23 protein-coding genes and 4 tRNA genes are annotated in these 23,659 nt (G+C 58.1%); 20 read left to right on the top strand and 7 right to left on the bottom strand.

Translation table 11 applies throughout. The annotated features are described in order from the left end of the window. The first annotated feature begins 6 nt into the window (after positions 1-6). Together BMX68_RS14510 and thiO are read left to right on the top strand one after the other, a co-directional pair. Entirely contained in the window at positions 7-405 is a 399-nt protein-coding gene (locus tag BMX68_RS14510) for a type IV pilin protein (protein ID WP_017132837.1), read from the top strand. Between the two features lie 106 nt (positions 406-511). Further along, complete coding sequence (gene thiO / locus BMX68_RS14505; RefSeq protein WP_017132838.1) at positions 512-1,630, top strand: glycine oxidase ThiO; 1,119 nt, start codon at positions 512-514, stop codon at positions 1,628-1,630. Here the strand turns inward: thiO and BMX68_RS14500 are convergent. From BMX68_RS14500 to BMX68_RS14485, 4 genes are all read right to left on the bottom strand, one after another. Then, positions 1,608-2,951, bottom strand: coding sequence for a sigma-54-dependent transcriptional regulator (locus BMX68_RS14500; RefSeq protein ID WP_017132839.1), 1,344 nt, complete (start codon positions 2,949-2,951; stop codon positions 1,608-1,610). The genes thiO and BMX68_RS14500 overlap by 23 nt on opposite strands. 2 nt (positions 2,952-2,953) lie before the next feature. Next, complete coding sequence (locus BMX68_RS14495) at positions 2,954-4,543, bottom strand: sensor histidine kinase (protein WP_017132840.1); 1,590 nt, start codon at positions 4,541-4,543, stop codon at positions 2,954-2,956. Next, a complete protein-coding gene (locus BMX68_RS14490) occupies positions 4,533-4,766 on the bottom strand; it encodes a PP0621 family protein (RefSeq protein ID WP_017132841.1) in 234 nt (77 codons plus the stop codon). Before BMX68_RS14490 ends, BMX68_RS14495 begins: the two co-directional genes overlap by 11 nt. 301 nt (positions 4,767-5,067) lie before the next feature. Beyond that, positions 5,068-6,084: an outer membrane protein assembly factor BamD gene (locus BMX68_RS14485; protein WP_017132842.1), complete on the bottom strand. Its 1,017-nt coding sequence runs from the start codon at positions 6,082-6,084 to the stop codon at positions 5,068-5,070. 150 nt (positions 6,085-6,234) lie between these two features. Between BMX68_RS14485 and rluD the strand changes: the two genes are divergently transcribed. From rluD to BMX68_RS14400, 17 genes are all read left to right on the top strand, one after another. Next, on the top strand, positions 6,235-7,197 hold the full coding sequence (gene rluD, locus BMX68_RS14480) for a 23S rRNA pseudouridine(1911/1915/1917) synthase RluD (RefSeq protein ID WP_017132843.1): 963 nt from the start codon (positions 6,235-6,237) through the stop codon (positions 7,195-7,197). After that, positions 7,194-7,919 carry a peptidoglycan editing factor PgeF gene (pgeF, locus tag BMX68_RS14475; protein ID WP_017132844.1) on the top strand — a complete coding sequence of 242 codons (726 nt, stop codon included), beginning with the start codon at positions 7,194-7,196 and terminating at the stop codon, positions 7,917-7,919. The genes rluD and pgeF overlap by 4 nt, the downstream gene beginning before the upstream one ends. Positions 7,920-8,104: 185 nt before the next feature. Next, on the top strand, positions 8,105-10,669 hold the full coding sequence (gene clpB, locus BMX68_RS14470) for an ATP-dependent chaperone ClpB (RefSeq protein ID WP_017132845.1): 2,565 nt from the start codon (positions 8,105-8,107) through the stop codon (positions 10,667-10,669). A gap of 316 nt (positions 10,670-10,985) precedes the next feature. Beyond that, positions 10,986-11,061 (top strand) — tRNA-Asn (locus tag BMX68_RS14465). A 9-nt stretch (positions 11,062-11,070) separates the two neighbouring features. Beyond that, positions 11,071-11,147, top strand: a tRNA-Pro gene (locus BMX68_RS14460). 5 nt (positions 11,148-11,152) lie between these two features. Beyond that, positions 11,153-11,228: transfer RNA gene (locus BMX68_RS14455), tRNA-Lys, on the top strand. Positions 11,229-11,335: 107 nt separating this feature from the next. Then, positions 11,336-11,412 (top strand) — tRNA-Pro (locus BMX68_RS14450). Positions 11,413-11,635: 223 nt separating this feature from the next. Further along, complete coding sequence (rfbF, locus tag BMX68_RS14445) at positions 11,636-12,406, top strand: glucose-1-phosphate cytidylyltransferase (RefSeq protein WP_017132846.1); 771 nt, start codon at positions 11,636-11,638, stop codon at positions 12,404-12,406. Then, positions 12,403-13,482, top strand: coding sequence for a CDP-glucose 4,6-dehydratase (rfbG, locus tag BMX68_RS14440; RefSeq protein WP_017132847.1), 1,080 nt, complete (start codon positions 12,403-12,405; stop codon positions 13,480-13,482). The genes rfbF and rfbG overlap by 4 nt, the downstream gene beginning before the upstream one ends. Beyond that, entirely contained in the window at positions 13,479-14,030 is a 552-nt protein-coding gene (gene rfbC, locus BMX68_RS14435; RefSeq protein WP_017132848.1) for a dTDP-4-dehydrorhamnose 3,5-epimerase, read from the top strand. The genes rfbG and rfbC overlap by 4 nt, the downstream gene beginning before the upstream one ends. Then, positions 14,027-15,250, top strand: coding sequence for a class I SAM-dependent methyltransferase (locus BMX68_RS14430; protein WP_017132849.1), 1,224 nt, complete (start codon positions 14,027-14,029; stop codon positions 15,248-15,250). The genes rfbC and BMX68_RS14430 overlap by 4 nt, the downstream gene beginning before the upstream one ends. After that, the gene (locus tag BMX68_RS14425; RefSeq protein WP_060783265.1) at positions 15,247-16,347 is read left to right on the top strand and encodes a DegT/DnrJ/EryC1/StrS family aminotransferase; all 1,101 of its coding nucleotides are present in this window, start codon (positions 15,247-15,249) and stop codon (positions 16,345-16,347) included. The genes BMX68_RS14430 and BMX68_RS14425 overlap by 4 nt, the downstream gene beginning before the upstream one ends. A 48-nt stretch (positions 16,348-16,395) precedes the next feature. Next, the gene (locus BMX68_RS14420; protein WP_026013267.1) at positions 16,396-17,238 is read left to right on the top strand and encodes a phytanoyl-CoA dioxygenase family protein; all 843 of its coding nucleotides are present in this window, start codon (positions 16,396-16,398) and stop codon (positions 17,236-17,238) included. A 3-nt stretch (positions 17,239-17,241) separates the two neighbouring features. Beyond that, a complete protein-coding gene (locus BMX68_RS14415) occupies positions 17,242-18,396 on the top strand; it encodes a class I SAM-dependent methyltransferase (RefSeq protein ID WP_017132851.1) in 1,155 nt (384 codons plus the stop codon). After that, entirely contained in the window at positions 18,393-18,905 is a 513-nt protein-coding gene (locus BMX68_RS14410) for a GNAT family N-acetyltransferase (RefSeq protein WP_017132852.1), read from the top strand. Before BMX68_RS14415 ends, BMX68_RS14410 begins: the two co-directional genes overlap by 4 nt. Before the next feature lie 7 nt (positions 18,906-18,912). Next, entirely contained in the window at positions 18,913-19,635 is a 723-nt protein-coding gene (locus BMX68_RS14405) for a WbqC family protein (RefSeq protein WP_017132853.1), read from the top strand. Continuing rightward, on the top strand, positions 19,622-20,401 hold the full coding sequence (locus BMX68_RS14400; protein WP_017132854.1) for a cephalosporin hydroxylase family protein: 780 nt from the start codon (positions 19,622-19,624) through the stop codon (positions 20,399-20,401). Before BMX68_RS14405 ends, BMX68_RS14400 begins: the two co-directional genes overlap by 14 nt. Before the next feature lie 121 nt (positions 20,402-20,522). Here the strand turns inward: BMX68_RS14400 and BMX68_RS14395 are convergent, their stop codons facing one another. From BMX68_RS14395 to BMX68_RS14385, 3 genes are all read right to left on the bottom strand, one after another. Continuing rightward, positions 20,523-21,824 (bottom strand): NAD(P)/FAD-dependent oxidoreductase, encoded by a 1,302-nt coding sequence (locus BMX68_RS14395; RefSeq protein WP_017132855.1) that lies wholly within the window; start codon positions 21,822-21,824, stop codon positions 20,523-20,525. A 63-nt stretch (positions 21,825-21,887) separates the two neighbouring features. After that, positions 21,888-22,061 (bottom strand): DUF3094 family protein, encoded by a 174-nt coding sequence (locus tag BMX68_RS14390; RefSeq protein ID WP_017132856.1) that lies wholly within the window; start codon positions 22,059-22,061, stop codon positions 21,888-21,890. 68 nt (positions 22,062-22,129) lie between these two features. After that, positions 22,130-22,759 (bottom strand): DUF1780 domain-containing protein, encoded by a 630-nt coding sequence (locus tag BMX68_RS14385; RefSeq protein ID WP_017132857.1) that lies wholly within the window; start codon positions 22,757-22,759, stop codon positions 22,130-22,132. Positions 22,760-22,894: 135 nt separating this feature from the next. Between BMX68_RS14385 and BMX68_RS14380 the strand changes: the two genes are divergently transcribed. Continuing rightward, complete coding sequence (locus BMX68_RS14380) at positions 22,895-23,593, top strand: energy-coupling factor ABC transporter permease (RefSeq protein ID WP_017132858.1); 699 nt, start codon at positions 22,895-22,897, stop codon at positions 23,591-23,593. The last annotated feature ends 66 nt before the right edge of the window (positions 23,594-23,659 follow it).

The following is a 23,659-nucleotide window of genomic DNA, read 5'->3' as shown; positions in this document are numbered from 1 at the left end:
GGATCAATGCGTAGAACCGGTGAAGGTTTCAGCCTGATCGAACTGATGATCGTTGTCGCGATTATTGGGATTCTGGCCGCCGTGGCCTACCCGAGTTACACCGAGTATGTCCGTCGTGCACACCGCTCTGAAATTGCCGGCCTGTTGTACGAGCAGGCGCAGACGCTGGAGCGGTTTTATTCACGCAACGCCACGTATGTGGGGGCGGTGCTGAGCAACGGCAACGCGTTCTACAGCATCGTGCCCGCCTTGAGCGCCACCAGTTTCACGTTGACCGCGACGCCCGTCGCGGGCTCGATGATGGCGAGTGACAAATGTGGTAGCTACACCCTGAACAACCTGAATGTGTCAGCCAATACTGGGGCTGGCGCAGGCGTGACAGTCAAGGATTGCTGGGGGCGCTAGAGCGTTTTCGAGAAGGCCCGGCTTTCAATGCCAGAGGATATATTTCGTATAGCGCCTGAGTTTGTCTGGGACTTCATATCGGTTTCTTTTCTGTCTGGATCAATCAATGAACACCCAGCAACATGTAGTCATCGTCGGCGGCGGAGTGATCGGCCTGCTGACGGCATTCAACCTGGCCTCCCAGATCACCCGGGTGACTTTGCTGGATCGCTCCGGCCTCGGCCAGGAAGCCTCCTGGGCCGGCGGTGGGATCGTTTCGCCGTTGTACCCGTGGCGCTACAGTTCGGCCGTCACGGCGCTGGCCCATTGGTCGCAGGATTTTTACCCACAGCTTGGGGCGAGACTTTTCGCCCAGACCGGGGTGGATCCGGAAGTTCATACCACCGGCCTCTACTGGCTCGACCTGGATGACGAAGCCGAGGCTTTGGCCTGGGCCGAGCGCGAGAAACGCCCGCTGAGCTCGGTGGATATCTCGGCGGTCCACGATGCGGTGCCGGTCATGGGCGGGGGGTATTGCCGGGCGATCTACATGGCCAATGTCGCCAATGTGCGCAATCCGCGTTTGCTGAAGTCACTCAAGGCGGCCTTGCAGGCCTTGCCCAATGTCACGATTCACGAGCAGTGCGAGGTCAGCGATTTTATCCACGAGGGTGGGAAAATCGCCGGCGTGCGGACTTCAACGGGTGATATTCAAGCCGATCAGGTGGTGCTGGCCGCTGGCGCCTGGAGTGGCGAATTGCTGAAGACCCTGGGCCTGGAGCTGCCGGTTGAACCGGTCAAGGGCCAGATGATTCTGTATAAATGCGCGGCGGATTTCTTGCCCAGCATGATCCTGGCCAAAGGCCGTTATGCGATTCCGCGACGTGACGGCCATATCCTGATCGGTAGCACCCTGGAGCATGAAGGTTTCGACAAGACACCGACTGTACCGGCGCTGGACAGCCTCAAAGCATCGGCGGCGGAGTTGCTTCCTGCGTTGGCCGGTGCCGAGCCCGTTGCCCATTGGGCGGGATTACGCCCTGGGTCACCTGCGGGTATTCCGTTTATTGGCCGTGTGCCTGGTTTTGACGGGCTCTGGCTCAACTGCGGTCATTATCGCAACGGTTTGGTGCTGGCTCCGGCGTCCTGCCAACTGTTTGCCGATCTGTTGCTGGGAAACGAGCCGATCATCGACCCGGCTCCCTACGCGCCTCAAGGGCGGCTCAATCCAACCCCAGTTTCTTGAGACGATAACGCATCGAACGGAACGACAGGTTCAGCCGTTGGGCCGCCGCCGTGCGGTTCCAGCGGGTTTCTTCCAAGGCTTGGAGAATCAGCTTGCGCTCGATGCTTTCCAGGTAATCTTCCAGATTATCGATCTGCGCCAGATTCGGCCCCCCAGGCTCGGCGTTATTGCCGTCGGCTTGCGCCAGCCGCAGGTCGCTGGCCTCGATCTGCTCGTTTTCACACAAGGTATGAGCCCGCTCGAGCATATTCTCCAGTTCACGCACATTACCGGGAAAACGATAACCCTTGAGGATATCCAGGGCGTTGGGGTGGAGTTTGGCGGCAGGCAGCCCGCTACCTGCCGCCAGACGCTTGAGTACATGGGTCGCCAGCGGCTCAATGTCGTCGCGGCGTTCGCGCAGCGAGGGGACCCGCAGTTCAATGACGTTGAGCCGGTAATACAGGTCCTGGCGAAAGCGTCCGGCGCTGACTTCAGCGCTCAGGTCTTTGTGGGTGGCGCACAAAATCCGCACATCCACCACTTCTTCCTGTTGACCGCCGACGCTGCGAACGGCCTTTTCCTGGATCGCCCGCAGCAGCTTGACCTGCATGGCAAGAGGCAGGTCAGCGACTTCATCGAGAAACAAGGTGCCACCGTTGGCGGCTTGGAACAGTCCAGGGGTGTCTTCGACCGCGCCGCTGAAGCTGCCTTTGCGATGGCCGAAAAACTCGCTTTCCATCAGTTCCGAAGGAATGGCCCCGCAGTTGACCGGCACGAACGGGCTCTCGGCGCGAGGGCCCTGCGCATGGATCAAGCGCGCCACCAGCTCCTTGCCGCTGCCTGATTCACCACTGATATACACGGGGGCCTGACTGCGGGCCAGTTTGTCGATTTGTTTGCGCAGGGCGCGCATCGGCAGCGAATCGCCCTGCAGACGGGTATCAATGGCCAGTGGTTTTTCACCGGCCATCGGCAGTCGCAAGGCGCTGGTAACCAGTTCCCGCAAGCGGGCCAGATCCACCGGCTTGGTCAGGAAGTCGAAGGCACCGGACTTGAGTGCGTTGATCGCAGTATCCAGGCTGCCATAGGCGGTGATCATTGCCACTGGCACCTGGGGATGACGCTGTTGGATGTATTGGACCAGTTCCAGTCCCGTGCCGTCCGGCAGGCGCATGTCGGTCAGGCACAGGTCGAAGCTGTCCTGAGCCAGTTTGTCTCGGGCTTCGCCGACATTGCGGGCGCTTTGGGTATCGAGCTTCATCCGACCCAGAGTGATTTCCAGGAGTTCGCGGATATCCGGTTCATCATCGACGATCAGGATCTTCTGCCGTGGGCTCATGTTCAACTCTGTTTGCGTGCGTGAGCGAAGGTGATGCGAAAGCAACTACCGCCTTGGCGTCTTGAATAGTCTAGGCGGGCCTGGTTGCTTTCGCACAGTTCGCGGGACAGATACAGGCCCAAGCCCGTGCCCTGGCTTTCGGTGGTGAAGAACGGCTCGAACAGATGCTGCAACCGCTCGGGCGCGATGCCGGGGCCATTATCGAGTATTTCCAGAGTCGGCAACCCATTGTTCTGTTCCAGCGCCAGTTTCAGCCAGACCTGCGCCTGATCGTGCAATTGGGCGCTGTAGCGCAGACCGTTTTCCAGCAGGTTGTTCAACACTTGAGTCAACTGCAGTGGGTCGGCGCGGGTTTGCATCCGGGCATTGTCGATCTCCAGATGAAGTTGCTGGTTCGCAGGCGCTCGTTCGCGCCATTCGCTGACGAACGTTTGCAGCCAGGCACCGAGGTCTAGCAGCCGCGCTTCGGACGGTTGCCTTCGAGACAGCTGGAGCACATTCTCAATCACCCGATTCATACGCTTGGACTGGTCCTGGATAATCTGCGTGAGGCGCCGGTCGGAACCTCGCAGTTCCTTTGATTCCTGTAGCAATTGGGCAGCGTGGCTGATGGCGCCGAGAGGGTTGCGGATTTCGTGGGCGATTCCGGCGGTCAGGCGGCCCAGGGCCGCGAGCTTGAGTTGTTGGGCCTGTTGGGCGATCTGTGACAGGTCTTCGAGGAAAACCAACGTTTGCTGTTGTTCACCGCGTCGCAAGGCGATAAACGCCGGTTGCAGTACGGCACTGCCTCCGGCGATTTTCAGACTTTGCGGGCGCAATGTAGGGTTGCTGTGCCACAGGCGCAGGCGGTCTATCAGCTCCGGTGAGCCGCTCTCGATCGATCGTCCAAGGACATCGGTCTGGTTCAGCATTTCCAGGACGCTCGGGTTGGCTAATTGAACACGATACTCGGCATCGAGCACCAAGATACCGGTACGCATGCGTTGCAAGATCAGCGCATTGAGCGCTTCGAGGTTGGTCACGTCGGTGGCGCGTTGTTCGGCCAGGGTGTCGCTGACGATGAGCAAGCGGGTCAGGCCCTGGACCAGCAGCGCCGCGGCGAAGCATAGAGCGCCTAGTAACCCGGCCTGTAGGTAATCGTTGGCGGCCGCCGGCAGGCTTAAGCTCAGGTAGAAGGTCAGGTAAATAATGCCGATGGCCGAAACGGCCGCAATCAGCAGGCCGATACGACCCCGCAGCAGTGCGTTGCTGATCGCCACCGAGACGATCAGCAGGTTGCCGATACCGCTGGGTGTGCCGCCAGCGGCATAGAACAGACCTGAGAGCATGACGGCGTCGGTCAGCGCCAGGCTGAAGACCTGGGCCTGGCGCTTGGGATTTTCCAGCAACACCACCACCAGGATATTGAGGGTCAGGTAGATCCAACTGCCGGTGCGAAACAGCTCGTCGTCGGCCAGGTCCAGCAGCTTGTCGTCCATCTTGCTGGAAATCAGCAGGATCAGTGCCACGCCGATGCTCAGTCGATAAAGGTGATAGAGCCGTAGCAGGCGTCGTGCCTGGGAACCGCCGAGACTGAGGGTTTCAGCGGTCACGAGCGCCCGGGCCTTGCTCGAGGTGAGCTTGGCTGCAATACCACTGCTGCTGTTGGCTGAGGGCGTGGTCACGGGGCAGGTGTACGCCACAATGGGCACAACGCACCATGGGCGGGGCACTGAGCTCGTCGGAGGGGCGAGCCGAGGTTTCGCCCCGTTTGAATTTGCGCCAGAACCATACGGCGGCGGCAATCAGAGCAATCCAGAACAGTAAACGAACCATGGCGACCAGCTATGCGGTGAATGATCCGGCAGTTTAGCCAAGCTCAAGACGGTCGCACAGAGCAATTACACTAGTGGCCTGTACGGTGAGTTCGTCAGCTCAAGTTCGGATGCCAGAAGTTCATGGCCAAGGCGCTGTGACGAGTCATAGCCGGGCTATGGCGAGGAACGACAACGCCGGCCAGGGGCTTGTGGCACCGAAATTGACTCATAGACCTAACCACACAGGCCACTAGGTCGGCTCCAAGATAAGAAAAGAGCCTTGAAAGGCTCTTTCCTGGACAGCGGTTCGATTGAAGCGCTTAGTCGAACACACCGAAAGTCATGTAGCTGAACCACGAACGGTTGCTGTTGCTACCTTGGGCCTCATGCTGCTCTTCTTCAACAGCGTCTCCTTCAGCCGGTTTCAGGTCTGCGGGAATCGCATCCTTGGCATCCTGGAACTGTTTGAGTACGTCTTGGTTGGCGCGGGTTTCTCCCGGTGGCAGCGGCGGACGGGATTCGATCAGGCCCAGAGTGGCCTTGCTCAGCCAGGAACGGTTGTCCGCCTTGGCGACGCGTGGCACGAACTGGCCGTCGACCAGGCTTGGATGGTCTGGATAGTTGGTTTTCAACACCTCCAGGCTGCTGCTGGCCAGTTCGTCCAAGTGCAGGTGCTGGTAGGCCTCGACCATCACCGCCAGACCGTCACCGACCGAAGGGGTTTCCTGGAAGTTTTCCACCACGTAGCGACCCCGGTTGGCCGCCGCGACGTAGGCTTGACGAGTCAGGTAGTAGTCGGCCACATGGATTTCGTAGGAGGCCAGCAGGTTGCGCAGATAAATCATGCGCTGTTTGGCATCCGGTGCGTAGCGGCTGTTGGGGTAGCGGCTGGTGAGCTGGGCGAATTCGTTGTAGGAGTCGCGGGCGGCACCTGGGTCACGCTTGGTCATGTCCAGCGGCAGGAAGCGCGCCAGCAGGCCCACGTCTTGGTCGAAAGAGGTCAGCCCCTTGAGGTAGTAGGCATAATCCACGTTCGGGTGCTGTGGGTGCAGGCGGATAAAACGCTCCGCCGCGGATTTGGCCGCTTCCGGCTCAGCGTTCTTGTAGTTGGCGTAGATCAGTTCGAGTTGGGCTTGGTCGGCATAGCGGCCGAACGGGTAACGCGACTCCAGGGCCTTGAGCTTGGTGGTGGCGCTGGTATAACTGTGGTTATCCAGGTCGGTCTGCGCCTGCTGGTACAGCTCGACTTCGCTCAGGTTTTCGTCAACGACTTCCTTCGATGAGCAAGCAGCGGTCAGTGCGAGGATGGCGATCAGCAGCAGGTGTTTCACTTGCATGGCGGCTTGCGTCCCTATGACGGCCGCTGTCTTGAGCGGAGCCGTCCTGTTATGATGAGTGCCCCGTTGAAAGCCTCAGGGCAAAAGACGCCGTATTTAACCACAAGCGCGCAGCCGAAACCAAAGGCTGTGCCGACGCCCAGTCCGAGCATGTCCGATAAAATTGAACTTCGCGCAGAGGTGCCATCCGAACTGGGTGGCCAACGCCTCGATCAAGTTGCCGCACAACTATTCGCCGAGCACTCGCGTTCGCGCCTTTGTGCCTGGATCAAAGACGGTCGCCTGACAGTGAATGGAGCGGTCATTCGCCCGCGAGACATCGTCCACGGCGGAGCCGTTCTTGAGCTGACCGCCGAGCAAGAAGCGCAGGGAGAATGGATCGCCCAGGACATCGAGCTCGATATCGTCTACGAAGACGACGATATTTTGGTCATCAACAAGCCCGCGGGCCTGGTGGTGCATCCGGCCGCCGGGCATGCCGATGGCACCTTGCTCAACGCCTTGCTGCACCATGTGCCGGATATCATCAACGTACCGCGCGCGGGCATCGTACACCGCCTGGACAAGGACACCACCGGCCTGATGGTCGTGGCCAAAACCATCCAGGCGCAGACGCAACTGGTCACACAGTTGCAGAGTCGCAGCGTCAGCCGCATCTATGAATGCATCGTGATCGGCGTGGTGACGGCGGGTGGCAAGATCAACGCGCCGATTGGTCGGCACGGCCAGCAGCGCCAGCGCATGGCAGTGATGGAGGGCGGCAAGCAGGCGGTGAGCCATTACCGCGTACTTGAGCGTTTCCGCTCCCATACCCACGTTCGAGTGAAGCTGGAAACCGGTCGCACCCACCAGATTCGTGTGCATATGGCCCACATCAACTTCCCGTTGGTCGGTGATCCGGCCTATGGCGGACGTTTCCGGATTCCCCCGGCGGCGAGCATGACCATGGTCGAGTCGTTGAAAAACTTTCCGCGTCAGGCCCTGCATGCACGCTTCCTGGAACTGGATCATCCGACGACGGGTCAACGCATGAGCTGGGAATCACCGCTGCCGGACGATTTCGTCTGGTTGCTGTCGCTGCTCAAGCAGGATCGCGAGGCGTTCATCGGGTGAGTGACTGGCTGATTCCTGACTGGCCCGCGCCGGCGAGGGTCAGGTCCTGCGTCACCACTCGGGCGGGCGGTGTCAGCCTGGCACCGTTCGATAGTCTGAACCTGGGCGATCATGTCGATGACGACCCGATTGCGGTCGCGGAAAATCGCCGACGCCTCAATGACGCTTTTGCTATCCAGCCGGCGTGGCTGCGTCAGGTGCATGGGGTGGTGGTGGTCGAGGCTGATCCTGCGGTCACCGCCGAGGCCGATGGCAGTTGGACCGCAACGCCAGGGATTGCCTGTACGGCGATGACTGCCGATTGCCTTCCGGCCTTGTTCTGTGATCGTGCCGGTAGCCGTGTAGCGGCGGCTCATGCTGGTTGGCGCGGCCTGGCGGCAGGTGTACTGGAAGCGGCCGTCGACAGCCTTGATGTGCCCGCCTCCGAGATTCTGGTCTGGCTCGGTCCGGCCATCGGTGCGCAAGCTTTTGAAGTCGGGGCTGAGGTCCGCGAGGCCTTTACCTCAAGCCATCCGCAAACCATCGAGGCCTTTGTGCCCAGTCGCAACGCCGGGCGCTTCATGGCGGACATCTATGCCTTGGCGCGCGTGCGTCTGGCGGCATGTGGCATCACTTCGGTGCATGGTGGCGGCTTCTGTACGGTTTCCGATCCGCGCTTCTATTCCTATCGGCGCAGCCCGCGTACCGGTCGTTTCGCTTCGCTGATCTGGCTCGAAGGCTAGTGGCCTGCGTGGCCGTCGAGCTTGAGCTAACGAGCTAACCTTACAGACCACTAGATTCTGTTGATCTGCGTCAACCTTCCGACGCTTGAAACTCCAGGAGTCGACCGCATCTATAGAGGTATCTGGCAGGTTTTTTTCATTCAGGTGTGTCCATCGCTCCGGCCTGCTCAAAAGGAAGGTGAAAAATGCGTATAGACCGATTAACCAGCAAATTGCAGTTGGCATTATCCGATGCTCAGTCCCTGGCCGTGGGGCTCGATCATCCGGCCATCGAGCCTGCCCACTTGATGCAGGCGTTGCTGGAGCAGCAGGGCGGCTCGATCAAACCCCTGCTGATGCAGGTAGGCTTCGAGGTCAATAGCCTGCGCAAGGCGTTGAGCAAAGAGCTCGACCAATTGCCGAAAATCCAGAATCCTACCGGCGACGTGAACATGTCGCAGGATCTTGCGCGCCTGCTGAACCAGGCCGACCGGCTGGCCCAGCAGAAAGGCGATCAGTTTATCTCCAGCGAGTTGGTGTTGCTCGCCGCGATGGACGAGAACAGCAAGCTCGGCAAGTTGCTGCTGGGCCAGGGCGTCAGCAAGAAGGCGCTGGAGAACGCGATTACCAACCTGCGCGGTGGCGCGGCGGTCAATGACGCCAACGTCGAGGAGTCGCGCCAGGCCCTGGACAAATACACCGTCGACCTGACTAAACGCGCCGAAGAGGGCAAGCTCGATCCGGTGATCGGGCGTGACGACGAAATCCGTCGCACCATCCAGGTCTTGCAACGGCGGACCAAGAACAACCCGGTGTTGATCGGTGAGCCCGGCGTGGGCAAGACTGCCATCGCCGAAGGCCTGGCCCAGCGCATCATCAATGGCGAAGTCCCGGATGGCCTGAAAGGCAAGCGCCTGTTGTCGCTGGACATGGGCGCGCTGATTGCCGGGGCGAAATACCGGGGCGAGTTCGAAGAGCGCCTGAAGTCGCTGCTCAATGAACTGTCGAAGCAGGAAGGGCAGATCATTCTGTTTATCGACGAATTGCACACCATGGTCGGCGCCGGCAAGGGCGAAGGCTCGATGGATGCTGGCAACATGCTCAAACCGGCGTTGGCTCGCGGCGAGCTGCACTGCGTTGGAGCGACCACGCTCAACGAGTATCGCCAATATATAGAGAAGGACGCGGCCCTCGAACGGCGTTTCCAGAAGGTACTAGTGGACGAGCCGAGCGAGGAGGACACGATTGCCATCCTGCGCGGCCTGAAAGAACGGTATGAGGTGCACCACAAGGTGGCGATCACCGACGGCGCGATTATCGCTGCGGCTAAGCTCAGCCATCGCTACATCACCGACCGCCAGTTGCCGGACAAGGCCATCGACCTGATCGATGAAGCTGCCAGCCGCATCCGCATGGAAATCGACTCCAAGCCGGAAGTGTTGGATCGTTTGGAGCGTCGTCTGATTCAGCTCAAGGTCGAATCCCAGGCGCTGAAGAAAGAAGACGACGAAGCGGCGATCAAGCGCCTGGAAAAACTCCAGGAAGAAATTATCCGCCTGGAGCGCGAATACGCCGATCTGGAGGAAATCTGGACCTCGGAAAAAGCCGAGGTGCAGGGTTCCGCGCAGATCCAGCAAAAAATCGAGCAGTCGCGCCAGGAGCTCGAAGCTGCCCGCCGCAAGGGCGACCTCAACCGCATGGCCGAACTTCAATACGGGGTTATCCCTGACTTGGAGCGCAGCCTGCAGATGGTCGACCAGCACGGTCACAGCGAAAACCAGTTGCTGCGCAGCAAAGTGACCGAAGAGGAGATTGCCGAGGTCGTCTCGAAGTGGACCGGCATCCCGGTGTCGAAGATGCTAGAAGGTGAGCGCGACAAGCTGTTGAAGATGGAAAGCCTCCTGCATCAGCGCGTCATCGGTCAGGACGAGGCGGTGGTGGCGGTTGCCAACGCGGTGCGGCGCTCCCGTGCCGGGTTGTCCGACCCGAATCGACCAAGCGGTTCATTCATGTTCCTCGGGCCGACCGGCGTGGGCAAGACCGAGCTGTGCAAAGCCCTGGCCGAGTTCCTATTCGATACCGAAGAGGCGATGGTACGCATCGATATGTCCGAGTTTATGGAGAAACACTCCGTGGCTCGCCTGATCGGGGCGCCACCGGGCTATGTGGGCTATGAAGAAGGCGGTTACCTGACCGAGGCGGTGCGTCGCAAGCCATACTCCGTCATCCTGCTGGACGAGGTCGAGAAGGCTCATCCCGATGTGTTCAATATCCTCTTGCAGGTGCTGGAGGATGGCCGGCTGACGGACAGTCATGGTCGTACCGTGGACTTTCGCAATACGGTCATCGTGATGACCTCCAACCTGGGCTCGGTGCAGATCCAGGAGTTGGTCGGTGATCGCGAGGCGCAGCGGGCAGCGGTAATGGACGCGCTGGGTAGCCATTTCCGGCCGGAGTTTATCAACCGGGTCGACGAAGTGGTGATCTTCGAGCCATTGGCGCGGGATCAGATCGCGGGTATCACCGAGATCCAGCTGGGACGCCTGCGTGGGCGCCTGGCCGAGCGCGAATTGAAACTGCAACTGAGCGACGAGGCCATGGACAAGCTGATTGCTGTCGGTTACGACCCGGTCTATGGCGCACGGCCGCTTAAGCGGGCGATCCAGCGCTGGATCGAAAACCCGTTGGCCCAATTGATCCTGTCGGGACGCTTTATCCCAGGGGCGAGCGTCATGGGCACGGTGGAAAACGATGAAATCGTCTTTGCCTGAGTCATTGCGGCACTGACGGGGAAAGAGCTTCGTGATCGCGGGGCTTTTTTTCGATAGGGCGTTGAACTCAAAGAAAAAGGCTTGTAAAGTGCGCCCCGCAGTACAGTCACCCCGGATTTTCTCTCTAGGGAAATTCCTGAAAAAAGATTGCAAATCATTGTCTTGAAAGCAATTTAAGGGGTTGACAGAGTGGTTTAAGGTTGTAGAATAGCGCGCCTCAGACACACGAACGCAGTGATGCGAGCGAGTCGAAGAGCCAGCTTTCAGCGATGAAAGTGAGCGTTAGCTGTAAAAGTTGTAACTTGAAATATGCAGTTCCGTGATAGCTCAGTCGGTAGAGCAAATGACTGTTAATCATTGGGTCCCAGGTTCGAGTCCTGGTCACGGAGCCAATTTCAAATCGGGGTATAGCGCAGTCCGGTAGCGCGCCTGCTTTGGGAGCAGGATGTCAGGAGTTCGAATCCCCTTACCCCGACCATTTTTGGGTCGTTAGCTCAGTTGGTAGAGCAGTTGGCTTTTAACCAATTGGTCGTAGGTTCGAATCCCACACGACCCACCATTTTTGAAACCAGCTAGCGCTGGGATCGAATCTTAAGATCAGAAGCCAAAAGCGCTGATCGAGGAAAGCGCCTTTTAATTTCAAACTAAAAGGTGCTTTTTTTTTACCGGGGTATAGCGCAGTCCGGTAGCGCGCCTGCTTTGGGAGCAGGATGTCAGGAGTTCGAATCCCCTTACCCCGACCATATACAAAAAAAAGCATCCGTCAGGGTGCTTTTTTTTTGCGTTCAAACTCAAGAAATGGGCCAGGATGACGGGCTATTCATCCCCCTATCGCCATGCTAAAACCTGCTTTTGTTCCTATCCTTGTAGTACCTCGGTCTTGTAGAGCCTTGGTGCAAACAGGAGTACTGCCGCGCTTTTGATTCAACCAGCGGTCCTTATCGACATCAGCAGTAAGGTTTTCCCATGAAGGCGGTAATTCTGGCGGGTGGGCTGGGTACGCGTATTTCCGAAGAGTCTCATCTGCGTCCCAAGCCGATGATCGAGATCGGTGGCAAGCCAATTCTCTGGCATATCATGAAGCTCTATTCCTACTATGGGATCAATGACTTCGTGATTTGCTGCGGTTACAAAGGCTATGTGATCAAGGAATATTTCGCCAACTACTTCATGCATATGTCCGATGTCACCTTCGACATGTCCAATAACAGCATGGAAGTGCATCAACGCTATGTTGAGCCATGGCGCGTGACCCTGGTCAATACCGGCGAGGACACCCTGACAGGGGGGCGCCTGAAGCGTGTTCGCGAACACCTTGGCAACGAGCCGTTCTGCTTTACCTATGGCGATGGTGTGTCGGATGTGAATATCCGTGAGCTGATCGATTTTCATCATGCCCATGGCAAGCCCGCCACGGTAACCGCCATCCAGCCGCCGGGACGCTATGGAGCCTTGAACCTGCAGGACGGCCAGGTCAATAGTTTCCAGGAAAAACCCGTTGGTGACGGTGCCTGGATCAATGGCGGTTACTTTGTGCTTGATCCGGCAGTCATTGATTATATCGTCGATGATCAATCCAGTTGGGAGGCTGAGCCGCTGATGCAGTTGGCGGAAGAAGGCAACCTCATGGCCTATCAACACCATGGCTTCTGGCAGGCGATGGATACCTTACGAGACAAGAATCACCTCGAGGACTTGTGGAGCAAAGGTAATCCACCCTGGAAGCACTGGGCATGAAACAGTTCGGTGAGCGCTATCGAGGCCGCAGGGTCTTGCTGACCGGGCATACGGGGTTCAAGGGCAGTTGGCTGGCGACTTGGCTTTGCGAACTCGGTGCGCAGGTCACGGGGTTCGGTCTGGCTCCCGAGAGCGTCCCGGCTCACTGGGACCTGTTGAACAATCCCTTGGTTGACTGGCGTGGCGATATCCGTGATCAGGCAGTGGTGCGCAGCGCGTTCGAGCAGGCTCAACCGGAAATCGTTTTCCACCTGGCTGCCCAGGCACTGGTCAGGCGCTCGTACCGTGATCCGTTGGAAAGCTGGTCGACCAATGTAATGGGCACCGCGAACGTCCTTGAAGCCTGCCGGCAGACGCCCAGCGTGCGCGCGGTGGTGGTGATCACCACGGACAAGGTGTATGCCAATAATGAGTGGCCTTGGGGCTATCGTGAAAATGACCGTCTTGGCGGTCATGATCCCTATAGCGCCTCCAAGGCCGCCAGTGAACTGGTTGTCGATAGCTATCGCAAGGCCTTCTGGGGCGGCGATGATGCGCCACTGATCGCCTCGGCGCGTGCCGGCAATGTCATCGGTGGAGGGGATTGGTCCGAGGATCGCCTCATTCCCGATCTGGTCAAGGCGGTGCGAGCTGGCCAATCGCTGGAAATCCGCTCTCCTGAGTCGACCCGTCCCTGGCAGCATGTGCTCGAATGCCTGTCCGGTTATCTTTTGCTCGGCCAACGCCTTCTGGCGTCTGACCAATCGGCGGCGGGCGCCTGGAACTTTGGCCCCGCCGCGCAAGACAATCGAACCGTCGCGCAGGTACTCGCCGGGCTACGGCTGCATTGGCCCGAACTTTCCTGGCATACGACGGCGGCGCAGCAGCCCCACGAAGCCAACCTGCTTTACCTCGACTGCGCACAAGCACGAGCGCGCTTGGCCTGGCAGCCGGTCTGGACCCTGGAGCAGAGCCTGGAAATGACCGCCGATTGGTATCGTCATCAGTCCACCACGGGGCAGGCAATCACCCGTGAGCAACTGGAACGATATGTCAACGCCGCAGCAGAGGCGGGTTGTATCTGGATCGACTCATGAATATTCGGCCCACGCCCATAGATGGCGCACTGGTGGTCGAAACCCAGCCTTATCAGGATCACCGCGGCGCGTTCAGCCGTTTGTTTTGCGAAAAGAGTCTGGCCCAGGCTTTAGGCGAGCAACGTATTGTGCAGATTAATCATTCGCGCACGGCCAGCGTAGGGGCGGTGCGTGGCTTGCATTTCCAGCAGGCTCCGCATGCCGAGATGAAGATGGTCCGTTGCCTGAAGGGGCGTGTCTGGGATGTTGTTGTGGATTTGCGCGTCGACTCGCCGACATTTCTGCGCTGGCATGCCGAGGAACTGAATCCCCAGACCGCGCGCATGCTGGTCATTCCACAAGGCTGTGCCCATGGTTTCCAGGTGCTGGAGGCCGATAGTGAATTGCTCTACCTGCACACGGCTTTCTATGAACCGGCAGCCGAGGGCGCCGTCCGTTATGACGATCCTCGGGTCGGAATCACCTGGCCGTTGCCTGTGACCGATCTCTCCGAGCGCGACAAGCATCACGCTTTGCTATCCAACGAATTTGCCGGACTTCATGTATGAAATGTCGCCATTGTTGTGAGCCGCTACAGCACACTTTTCTCGATCTCGGCTTTGCCCCGCCCTCCAATTCGTATCTGAGCGAGGCACAGTTGAGTGCGCCGGAGATTTACTTTCCGCTGAAGCTCAAAGTGTGTGAGCACTGCTGGTTGGTCCAGACCGAAGATTACGCTCAGGCAGACCTGTTCTTCTCCAAGGACTATGCCTACTTCTCATCGACTTCGAGCAGTTGGCTGGCCCACGCAAGCGCCTATTCGAAAGCCATGATCGAGCGCCTGGCGCTTGGGCCTGACAGTTTCGTGATCGAGGTGGCCTCCAATGACGGCTATTTGTTAAAGAATTTTCTGGCTGCCGATATCCCGTGCCTGGGCATCGAACCGACTGCCAGCACCGCCGCCGCCGCGCAAGAAATGGGTATCGAGGTGTTGCGTGAGTTCTTCGGCGAGATCCTGGGCAAGCGACTCGCCGACGAGGGTCGCCAGGCGGATTTGATCGCAGGCAATAACGTGTTTGCCCATGTGCCGGATATCAATGATTTCACCCGTGGACTGAAAGCGGCCTTGAAGCCGCAGGGCACCATTACCCTCGAGTTTCCGCATCTGATGCGCCTGATTCAGCATGCTCAGTTTGATACGGTGTATCACGAGCACTTTTCCTATCTGTCGCTCTATACCGTGAAGCGGATCTTTACCCAGGCCGGCTTGCGGGTCTGCGATGTCGAAGAGTTGCCGACCCATGGCGGTAGCCTGCGGGTGTATGGCTGTCATGTCGAAGACCTTCGTGGCGACAGCGATGAGGTCGTTCGTGTGCTGGACGCCGAGGCGCGGTTTGGTTTGCGCGGGCTTGAGGTCTATCAAGATTTTCAAGGACGGGCCGATGCAGTCAAGAATGGCTTGCTCGGTTTCCTGATCGAACAAAAGCGGGCGGGTCGGCAGGTCGTCGCCTATGGCGCCGCGGCAAAGGGCAACACGCTGTTGAATTATGCGGGCGTCAAGCCCGACCTTTTGTCCTACGTCTGTGATGCCGCGCCGTCCAAGCAAGGCAAGTATCTGCCGGGCAGCCATATCCCGGTGTATTCGCCGGAGAAACTCAAGGAAACCCAACCCGATACAGTGGTGATTTTGCCTTGGAATATCGCCGATGAAGTGATCGGCCATCATCGCTATGTAAGAGATTGGGGAGGGCAGTTCGTTGCCGCCATTCCCACGTTGGAGGTCAAATGAGCGAGCGGATTTTCTACACCAAGCCGTCGATTACCGAATTGGAAGTCGAGTACGCCGCCGACGCCGCCAGAAATGGCTGGGGCGATAAATGCTACGAGTACATCGTGCGTTTCGAGAATGCGTTCAAGGCTCATCTCGGTGTTGATTATGCAATCGCTACCTCCAGCTGTACGGGTGCGCTGCACATGGGCATGGCGGCCCTGGACATAGGCCCCGGTGACGAAGTGATCATGGCGGACACGAACTGGATCGCGACCGTCGCACCTGTCGAGCACCTGGGGGCAATACCTGTATTCGTCGATATTCTTCCTGATACCTGGTGCATCGATCCTGAGCGGGTCGAAGCCGCCATCACGGTCAACACCAAGGCCATTGTTGCCGTGCACCTGTACGGCAACCTGTGTGATATGGACCGCTTGCTGGAAATTGGCCAACGCTACGGCATTCCCGTTATCGAGGATGCGGCCGAAGCGATCGGTTCGGAATATCACGGCAAGCGCGCCGGTAGCATGGGCACTTTTGGCAGTTTTTCCTTTCATGGCACGAAAACGCTGACTACCGGCGAGGGCGGCATGTTTGTCACCAACGATGCCGCGCTGTATGAAAAAGTGCTGACCCTGTCAAATCATGGCAGGGCAAGAGGGCAGCCCCGGCAATTCTGGCCGGACGTTGTCGGCTTCAAATACAAGATGTCGAATATTCAGGCCGCAATCGGTTGCGCCCAGATGGAACGCATTGAGGATCTGATCCAGCGCAAGCGGGAAATCATGGCGCTCTATCGGGAGCGACTCAAGCCGTACCCGGATATTGAGCTCAATGCCCAGTATGAAGGCACGGTTATCGGAGCCTGGATGCCGACGGTGGTGTTTGAAGAACAAGCCGGCATGAGTCGCGAACGGCTGCAGGCGGCCTTTAAAGCCGCCAATATCGATGCTCGGGTATTTTTCCATCCGCTCTCCAGCCTGCCGATGTTCGACGCACGGCCCGAGAATGTGAACGCCTATTCCATTCCGTTGCGCGCAATGAATCTGCCGAGTTATCACGACCTCACTATCGCTGAGCTAGAGCGGGTGTGCGCGGTTTTCTCGACGCTGTAAGCACTTCGAATCAATCGAGTGTTCATCGACCCTGATCCAGAGCGCACCATGAATAGAGACTTGAAGCCAGAGCAGATCGCCGAGTTTGAACACAAGGGTGTTTTGATCATTCGGAATTTTTATGACGAGGTCGATATCGATGCAGTCCAGCGCGGTATCTACAACGTCATCGGTCAGGTCATGCTCAGGCATGGTATTGCGGACCTGCGAGGGGCTTATGACCCGTGGGCATTCGACAAGGGATTTCTGGACCTGATCAAGGTAAATCGTGCCTGGGGCGGTGAGGTCTATGACGCCGTGAAGCAGATTCCCGCATTCATGCGCCTGGTCGCCCATCCGCGCCATGAGGCGCTGTTTTCGGCGTTAAGGCAGGGCTCTATCCCCGGCATCGCGGCGGGAGGGTATGGCATCCGTATCGATTGCCCGTTCGAAGACAAATATCGCGCGATGTGGCATCAGGAATATCCGGCCCAACTGCGCAGTGTCGATGGGCTGGTTTTCTGGAGCCCTCTGGTCAGTGTGACAGAGGCTTTGGGGCCGGTGGTATTTTGTCCTGAGTCGCATAAGCTGGGGGCTTTGCCTGTTTGCAATGCCGACCCGGAAGGTGCTGGCCGTACCGGAGCTTACGCGTTGATGATCAAGGATGAGCAACAGTACCTGCAGAGGTACAGTCAAATCGCCCCGCTGACTTCACCCGGTGATCTGGTCGTTGTCGACTTCATGCTCTTGCATTGCTCTGGTTATAACAAAAGTGACAGAGCGCGCTGGTCCATGCAGTTCAGATATTTCAATTTCGCAGATCCCGTCGGTCGTTCGCACGGCTGGAAAGGGTCCTATGCGGCGGGCGTTGATTTTCGCACCGTACATCCAGAATTATTTCACGCGGAGTAAACAATGATGCACTGCAATGTTTGTCTCACTGAGCTCGAGAAGCCTATCTATACGGCCAGCTCGAATCAGTCCCTGACTTCGCTGTGTGAGCTTCGCGATGGGCAAGTCAATGTTTGGTCGTGCCCGCTGTGCGCGCATCTGCGCAGCGAGGCGTTTGCCGACACGGTTGCTTATTATGAATCCGATTACAGGATTCTTCTGAGTGATGAAGAAGAAGATCAGATCTATGAGGTCAAGGACGGCGAAATTGTCTACCGTACCGACCATCAGATCGCTACCTTGCTGGGCAAGCTGAACCTACCTGAAGGTGCCAGGGTTCTTGACTACGGGTGCGCCAAGGCCTCCACGCTGAAAAAATTGGGTGGTGTGCGTAGCGACTTGAACATTCATTTGTTCGATGTCAGTTCCATGTACAAGGAGTACTGGGAGAAGTTCATCAGTCGCGAAAAGTACGCGATCCATACGACACCTCAATCCTGGGCCTCCAGCTTTGACGTACTGACCTCCTTCTTCGCCCTGGAACATATTCCTCAGCCGGTCGAGACGGTAAAGAAGGTTCACGCCTTGCTCAAGGACGGCGGGGTGTTCTATGGCATCGTTCCCGACACTTTCGGCAATGTCGCGGATTTTGTCGTGATTGATCACGTCAACCATTTCACTACGCCGTCGCTGGCTCATTTGCTCGACGCGGCCGGATTTACCGATATCCAGATCGACGACAGCGCACACCGGGGGGCTTTGGTCTTTACCGCCCGCAAGGGCCGCCAGCAGCCGATGACTGTCGATATCGCTGAAACGCTCAAGCAGTCGCAGTCGCTGGCTCATTATTGGGAGTTGGTCAATCAGCGGATTTTCGAAACTTCGAAAGCCAACGCCGGTATCACCAAGGCCATTTACGGTTCGGGTTTCTATGGTGCTTATATCGCGAGCGCCATGAGCGATTTCGATAACGTCAGTTGTTTCCTGGATGCCAGTCCTTTCCAGCAGGGGAAAGAACTGTTCGGCAAGCCAATCCTTGCTCCCGAGTCTTTGCCCCTGGATGTGAAAGTACTGTATGTGGGTTTGAATCCCAGTATTGCCCACGCGGTCATCAACGGCTTGGGTTGGCTGCGGGACCGTGATATTTCCCTGGTGTATCTAGACGGGCAAGCAGCATGATCGTCGGGAAAAATGTTCTTCTGCGGACCTGGAAAGAGGCGGACCTGCCTCTGTTGCGCGATATGCGTAACGATATCGCCTTACAGGCGCAATTATTGGCCCGTGCGCGGGGCAGTGACGAAAGCCAGGTACGTGAATGGCTGAAAGGCTTTTCAAGCGCCAACGACAGCTTCATGTTTATTCTGGCGGATCCTGGCGATGACTCGGCACTGGGTTTTGTGCAGTTCAAGAATACCGATTTTGTCAGCCGCAATACGGAGCTGGGCATTTGCCTGGCTGCCCCCGCCCAAGGGCGCGGGATCGGCCCTGAGGTGCTAGCTCTGGCCAGTGCCTACCTGCGCGATACCTGGGGACTGGGCAAGATCTGGCTGAAGGTCAGGGGCGACAATGGCGCGGCAATCAGATGCTATGAAAAAGCTGGCTTCAAGCACTGTGGAAAACTCTCGAATCACGTGTTCATTTCCGGTGCCTGGCAGGACGTGGTGCTTATGGAACTCTTTTTGAGCTAAGTGAATTATGAACATCGTCATTTCGCAATCAATGCTTTTTCCATGGGTAGGACTTCTGGAACAAGTCCGCCTGGCCGACGTATTTGTGCACTACGACGACGTGCAGTTTTCCAAGGGCAGCTTCGTCAATCGAGTACAGATCAAGACGCCGCAGGGTATGCGCTGGATGACGGTTCCGCTGGTGGATCTTCATCTTGGACAAAAGATCAATGAAGTGCAGGTGCCACCCAGCGAGCAATGGCGGGATACTCACCTGGCATTGCTGGAAAGCAGCCTGGCGAATGCGCCCTTTCGTCGTGACGCCCTTGAACTCGTCGAAGGACTCTACGCGGTGGATTACCGCAATATCGGAGCGCTGGCCCGCGCATCCTTGATGGCGTTGGTCAAGTATTTTGGCTTGGATAGCCATTGCCGCTTCATTGACGTGGAGTCGCTGGATATCCCGGGAAGCAGCAGCGATCGTGTCCTTCGTGTGGTCAAAAGCCTGGACGGGGACACATACATTACAGGCCATGGTGCCAGCCGCTACCTCGATCACGAACTGTTCGAACGTTCGGGGGTGGCCGTTGAATACATGGCTTATAACTGCACACCTTACCCCCAGGCCCACGGCGATTTTACGCCGTATGTATCTGCCCTGGACCTGGTGGCGAACTGCGGCAAGCTTGGGCTTGAGTCTATAAAATCCGCAACTACAGATTGGAGAAGCTTTAAAAATGAACCCGCATGAGCAGTTTCGTCAGGAAGTCGCAGAGAACATTGAAGCACTGGGAGCCGACACCGATCTGCAAGCGTTGTCCCGGGTCTGGGTTCGCGAGATCAGCCGACACAAATGGGCCTATAACTTTTCCTGGTTCGGTCGCCCGGCCATCCAGTTCCCCAACGATACCTGGGCGATGCAGGAACTGATCTGGGATATTAAGCCGGACCTGATCATCGAAACCGGGATCGCCCATGGCGGGTCATTGATTTTCAGTGCCTCGATGCTGGCGATGCTTGATTATTGCGAGGCAGTCGAGCAGGGCACCCCCCTTGATCCGCGTGCTAGCAAGCGTCGAGTGCTGGGTATCGATATCGATATTCGCCAGCACAACCATGAGGCGATCAAAGCGCACCCGATGTCGCACATGATTGAAATGATCCAGGGTTCGAGCATCGATGACGCTACGATCTCCAAGGTTCGGGAATACGCGAAAGGTTACAAACGCGTATTGGTCTGCCTGGACTCCAATCATACCCATGATCATGTGTTGGGTGAGCTTGAGGCTTATGCTGATCTGGTGAGCGTCGGTAGCTATTGCGTCGTCTTCGATACCTTGATTGAAGATATGCCGGTGGATTTGATCCAGGATCGCCCGTGGGGTCCGGGAAACAGCCCGAAAAGTGCGGTAAAAGATTATTTGAAGCAACATCCTGAATTCGAGATCGATAAGAAGATCGATCATAAATTGCAAATCAGCGTGGCCCCGGATGGGTTTTTGAAGCGCGTTAGGTAGGGTTGGGGCGACAAGAGGCTCCGAGCAGTCTGGTCGCCAAACTTACTGTTGAGCGGTTGATGTGACAATTACCTTAAAAGACCGCATGCCCCCAACGCGACTCGTGAGGGCACACAACCCATCAGTGCAATTTCAACCGTGGATCGGTCCCGCGCCCGATCCGACTGCCGAGCATCAGCATCAACGTGCGAAAGGTGCCATACAGCGCCATCTGGTGCATGCGATACAGCGACACGTAGAACATCCGCGCCAGCCAGCCTTCCAGCATCACGCTGCCGGTCAGGTTACCCATCAGGTTGCCGACGGCGGAGAATTTCGACAGTGAAATCAGTGAGCCGTAGTCGGTGTAGCGGTACTCCGGCAAGGTCTTGCCTTCGATCCGCAGCTTCAGCGATTTGGCCAGCAACGACGCCTGTTGATGCGCCGCTTGCGCACGTGGTGGCACATTGCGGTCGCTGCCAGGTTGCGGACAGGCCGCGCAATCGCCAAAGGCGAAGATGTTTTCGTCGCGGGTGGTTTGCAGCGTCGGGAGCACCTGGAGCTGGTTGATCCGGTTGGTTTCCAGGCCGTCGATGTCCTTCAGGAAGCCCGGCGCGCGGATTCCGGCTGCCCAGACTTTGAGGCTCGCCGCAATCACCTGGCCATCAGCGGTGATCAGGCTTTCGGCGGTCACTTCGCTGACCGAGGCGTTGGTCATGACCCGGACCCCGAGCTTTTCCAGGGTCTTATGCACGGGGCCGCCGATCCGCTCTGGCAGGGCGGGCAGCACCCGTGGCCCGGCTTCGACCAGGGTGATATGCATGTTTTCCGGCTTGATCCGGTCCAGGCCATAGGCGGCCAGCTCATGGGCTGCGTTGTGCAGTTCGGCGGCAAGCTCCACGCCGGTGGCACCGGCGCCGACAATGGCCACGCTGATCATTTGCTCTGGCGCATCAAGGTTGCCGGCATGGGCACGCAGGTAGTGATTGAGCAGTTGCTGGTGGAAGCGTTCGGCCTGTTTGCGGGTGTCGAGGAACAGGCAGTGCTGGGCGGCGCCCTGAGTACCGAAATCGTTGGTGGTACTGCCCACGGCGATCACCAGGGAGTCATAGCCCAACTCGCGGGCGGGTAGCAATTCCACGCCGTTTTCATCATAGGTCGCGGCCAGTTGGATCTTTTTTCCAGCGCGATCAAGCCCGCTCATGCGCCCCAGTTGGAACTCGAAGTGGTTCCATTTCGCCTGGGCGACATAATTGAGTTCGTCTTCCGAAGAGTTCAGGGAGCCGGCGGCCACTTCGTGCAGCAACGGTTTCCAGATGTGTGTCAGATTCGCGTCGACCAGCACGACGCTGGCCGTGCCGCGCTTGCCCAGGGTTTTACCCAGGCGGGTCGCCAACTCCAGGCCGCCAGCGCCGCCGCCGACGATCACAATACGATGGTTCATGGGGATATCTCGCAAGGCTAAAGGAAATCTGTGCTTGCGTTATCCGCGCGAGCGCGAGGCAGCTCATAGCGCCAGATAACTCAAGAGACGGCTCAACAGGCCCAAACCGATCACCACGACCAGCACCACCAGCAGGAGCATCCACGGCCGGAAAGGCCGGCGCTCGACTTGGTGCTGGGAGAGTTGCAGGTACTCTTCGACATGCTTCTGGTCGTCCGGGTTCAGGCGGCTGCTCATAAAAAGGCCTCGTCAGGTAGACGTAACTGGATAGGTAAACGCTACATAGTAGGAGCTTACACTATGGTTCACAGGCTGATACCGACATCGAAGACAATACTGCGCCCGAGGTTGCCGCGCAGAAAATCCGGCGCATCAGGGTGGGCGAACAGCACTCGGGCGAAAGTCGGGCCCACCAGCGATAGCGAGCGCCAGCCCTGGCGCAGGTATTCGGTGGGCGGTGGGAAGTGGCTGTTGAGGTCCAGCACTTCGCGTTTCAGGCTGGCGAAGGCGATGATGTCCAACTCGCTGAGGTCCAGGCCACGTTCCTGGTAGTTGTGGCTTTTTTTGCGCAGGGTCGGTGCCAGGCGTTGCAGCAATTCAGCAGCAGGAATACGCCGGGGCTTGGCCTCTCGGCGTACTAGCTGACTCAGGGAGAAAGCGCTGCGTCGGCGCTGCAGTTCTTCACGCCATTCGTCGTTGAGGCGACGACCTTCGTCGAGGACGAAAAATACTTCGAAGCACGCATCGCGAAACAGCACATCCGGCGGTTCCTGCCCGGCGGGATGAAAGTCTTCGTTGCGGTAGGGTACATTCAGCCCTTGCAGGAGGCGTTGGCAGACCCAACGCTCACGCTCCCATTTACGGGCATTGGAGAGAAACGTGTTGGCTTGCTCGGCCTGGATGGTCAGCAAACGTAAGAAGTCTGAGTCGTCCATGGCCCAAGCTTAGCGTCGAAATCATCATCGCTGGTAGTGCATCGAGGATTTTGTCGGTGCGGATCGCCGCCAGGCTCGGTGTAGACTGTAGGACCTACGCAAAAAGGGCGCCTCAGGCGTGACGGAGGTGGTTTCATGATCGGTGCGCAACTGCTGTCGTCCGCCACCCTGGTCAGCGGCTGGCTGATTTATGTGCCGATGGTGTTCTGGGCGGTCTGGCGCTCTCCCTGGGTCGAGCTGTTCACCGACAGCCGGCGCCAGCACTTGCTGTTCGGCACAGTGTTCGCGTTGTTCCTGCTCTGGCTGGTGCGGCGTGACTTCGACAGTGGTGTGTCTTATCACTTTATCGGCCTGACCGCCGTCACCTTGCTGCTGGATTGGTCGCTGGCGATTGTCGCGGGCCTGGTGGCGCAACTTGGACTGGTCCTGCTCGGACGCCAGGATCTGGCGGCCCTGGGGGTCAACGGTACATTGTTGATCCTGCTGCCGGTGCTGGTAACGCAAGCCTGCGCGGTCCTGGTGGAGCGCGCTCAGCCGCGAAATCCCTTTGTGTATATCTTCTGTTCGGGTTTTTTTGCTGCCGCCCTGGCGGCGCTGCTCTGCCTGCTGTCGGGCCTGGCGCTATTGTGGTTCGACGAGCGTTTCGCCATGCCGGAGTGGCTGGGGGACTTTATCGGCTACCTCTGGCTGATCATTTTTCCCGAGGCCTTTATCAACGGCCTGGTGATCAGTGCGCTGGTGGTGTTTTGCCCGCAATGGCTGGAGACCTTCAACCGCACACGTTACCTGTCTGCGCCGTGGAAGGACCACGAGCCGCCCGGAGGCTCGCGTTGACCGGTATCGTCGGTCGGTACCCAGCGGCTTGATCGGCTGCGCTAGCGCTATATGCGCCCTCTGATC

It is taken from the genome of Pseudomonas agarici, from assembly GCF_900109755.1.
Lineage (GTDB): Bacteria > Pseudomonadota > Gammaproteobacteria > Pseudomonadales > Pseudomonadaceae > Aquipseudomonas > Aquipseudomonas agarici.
The sequence above is the reverse complement of the archived record's forward strand: the minus strand, read 5'-3'. Positions and strand labels throughout refer to the sequence as shown.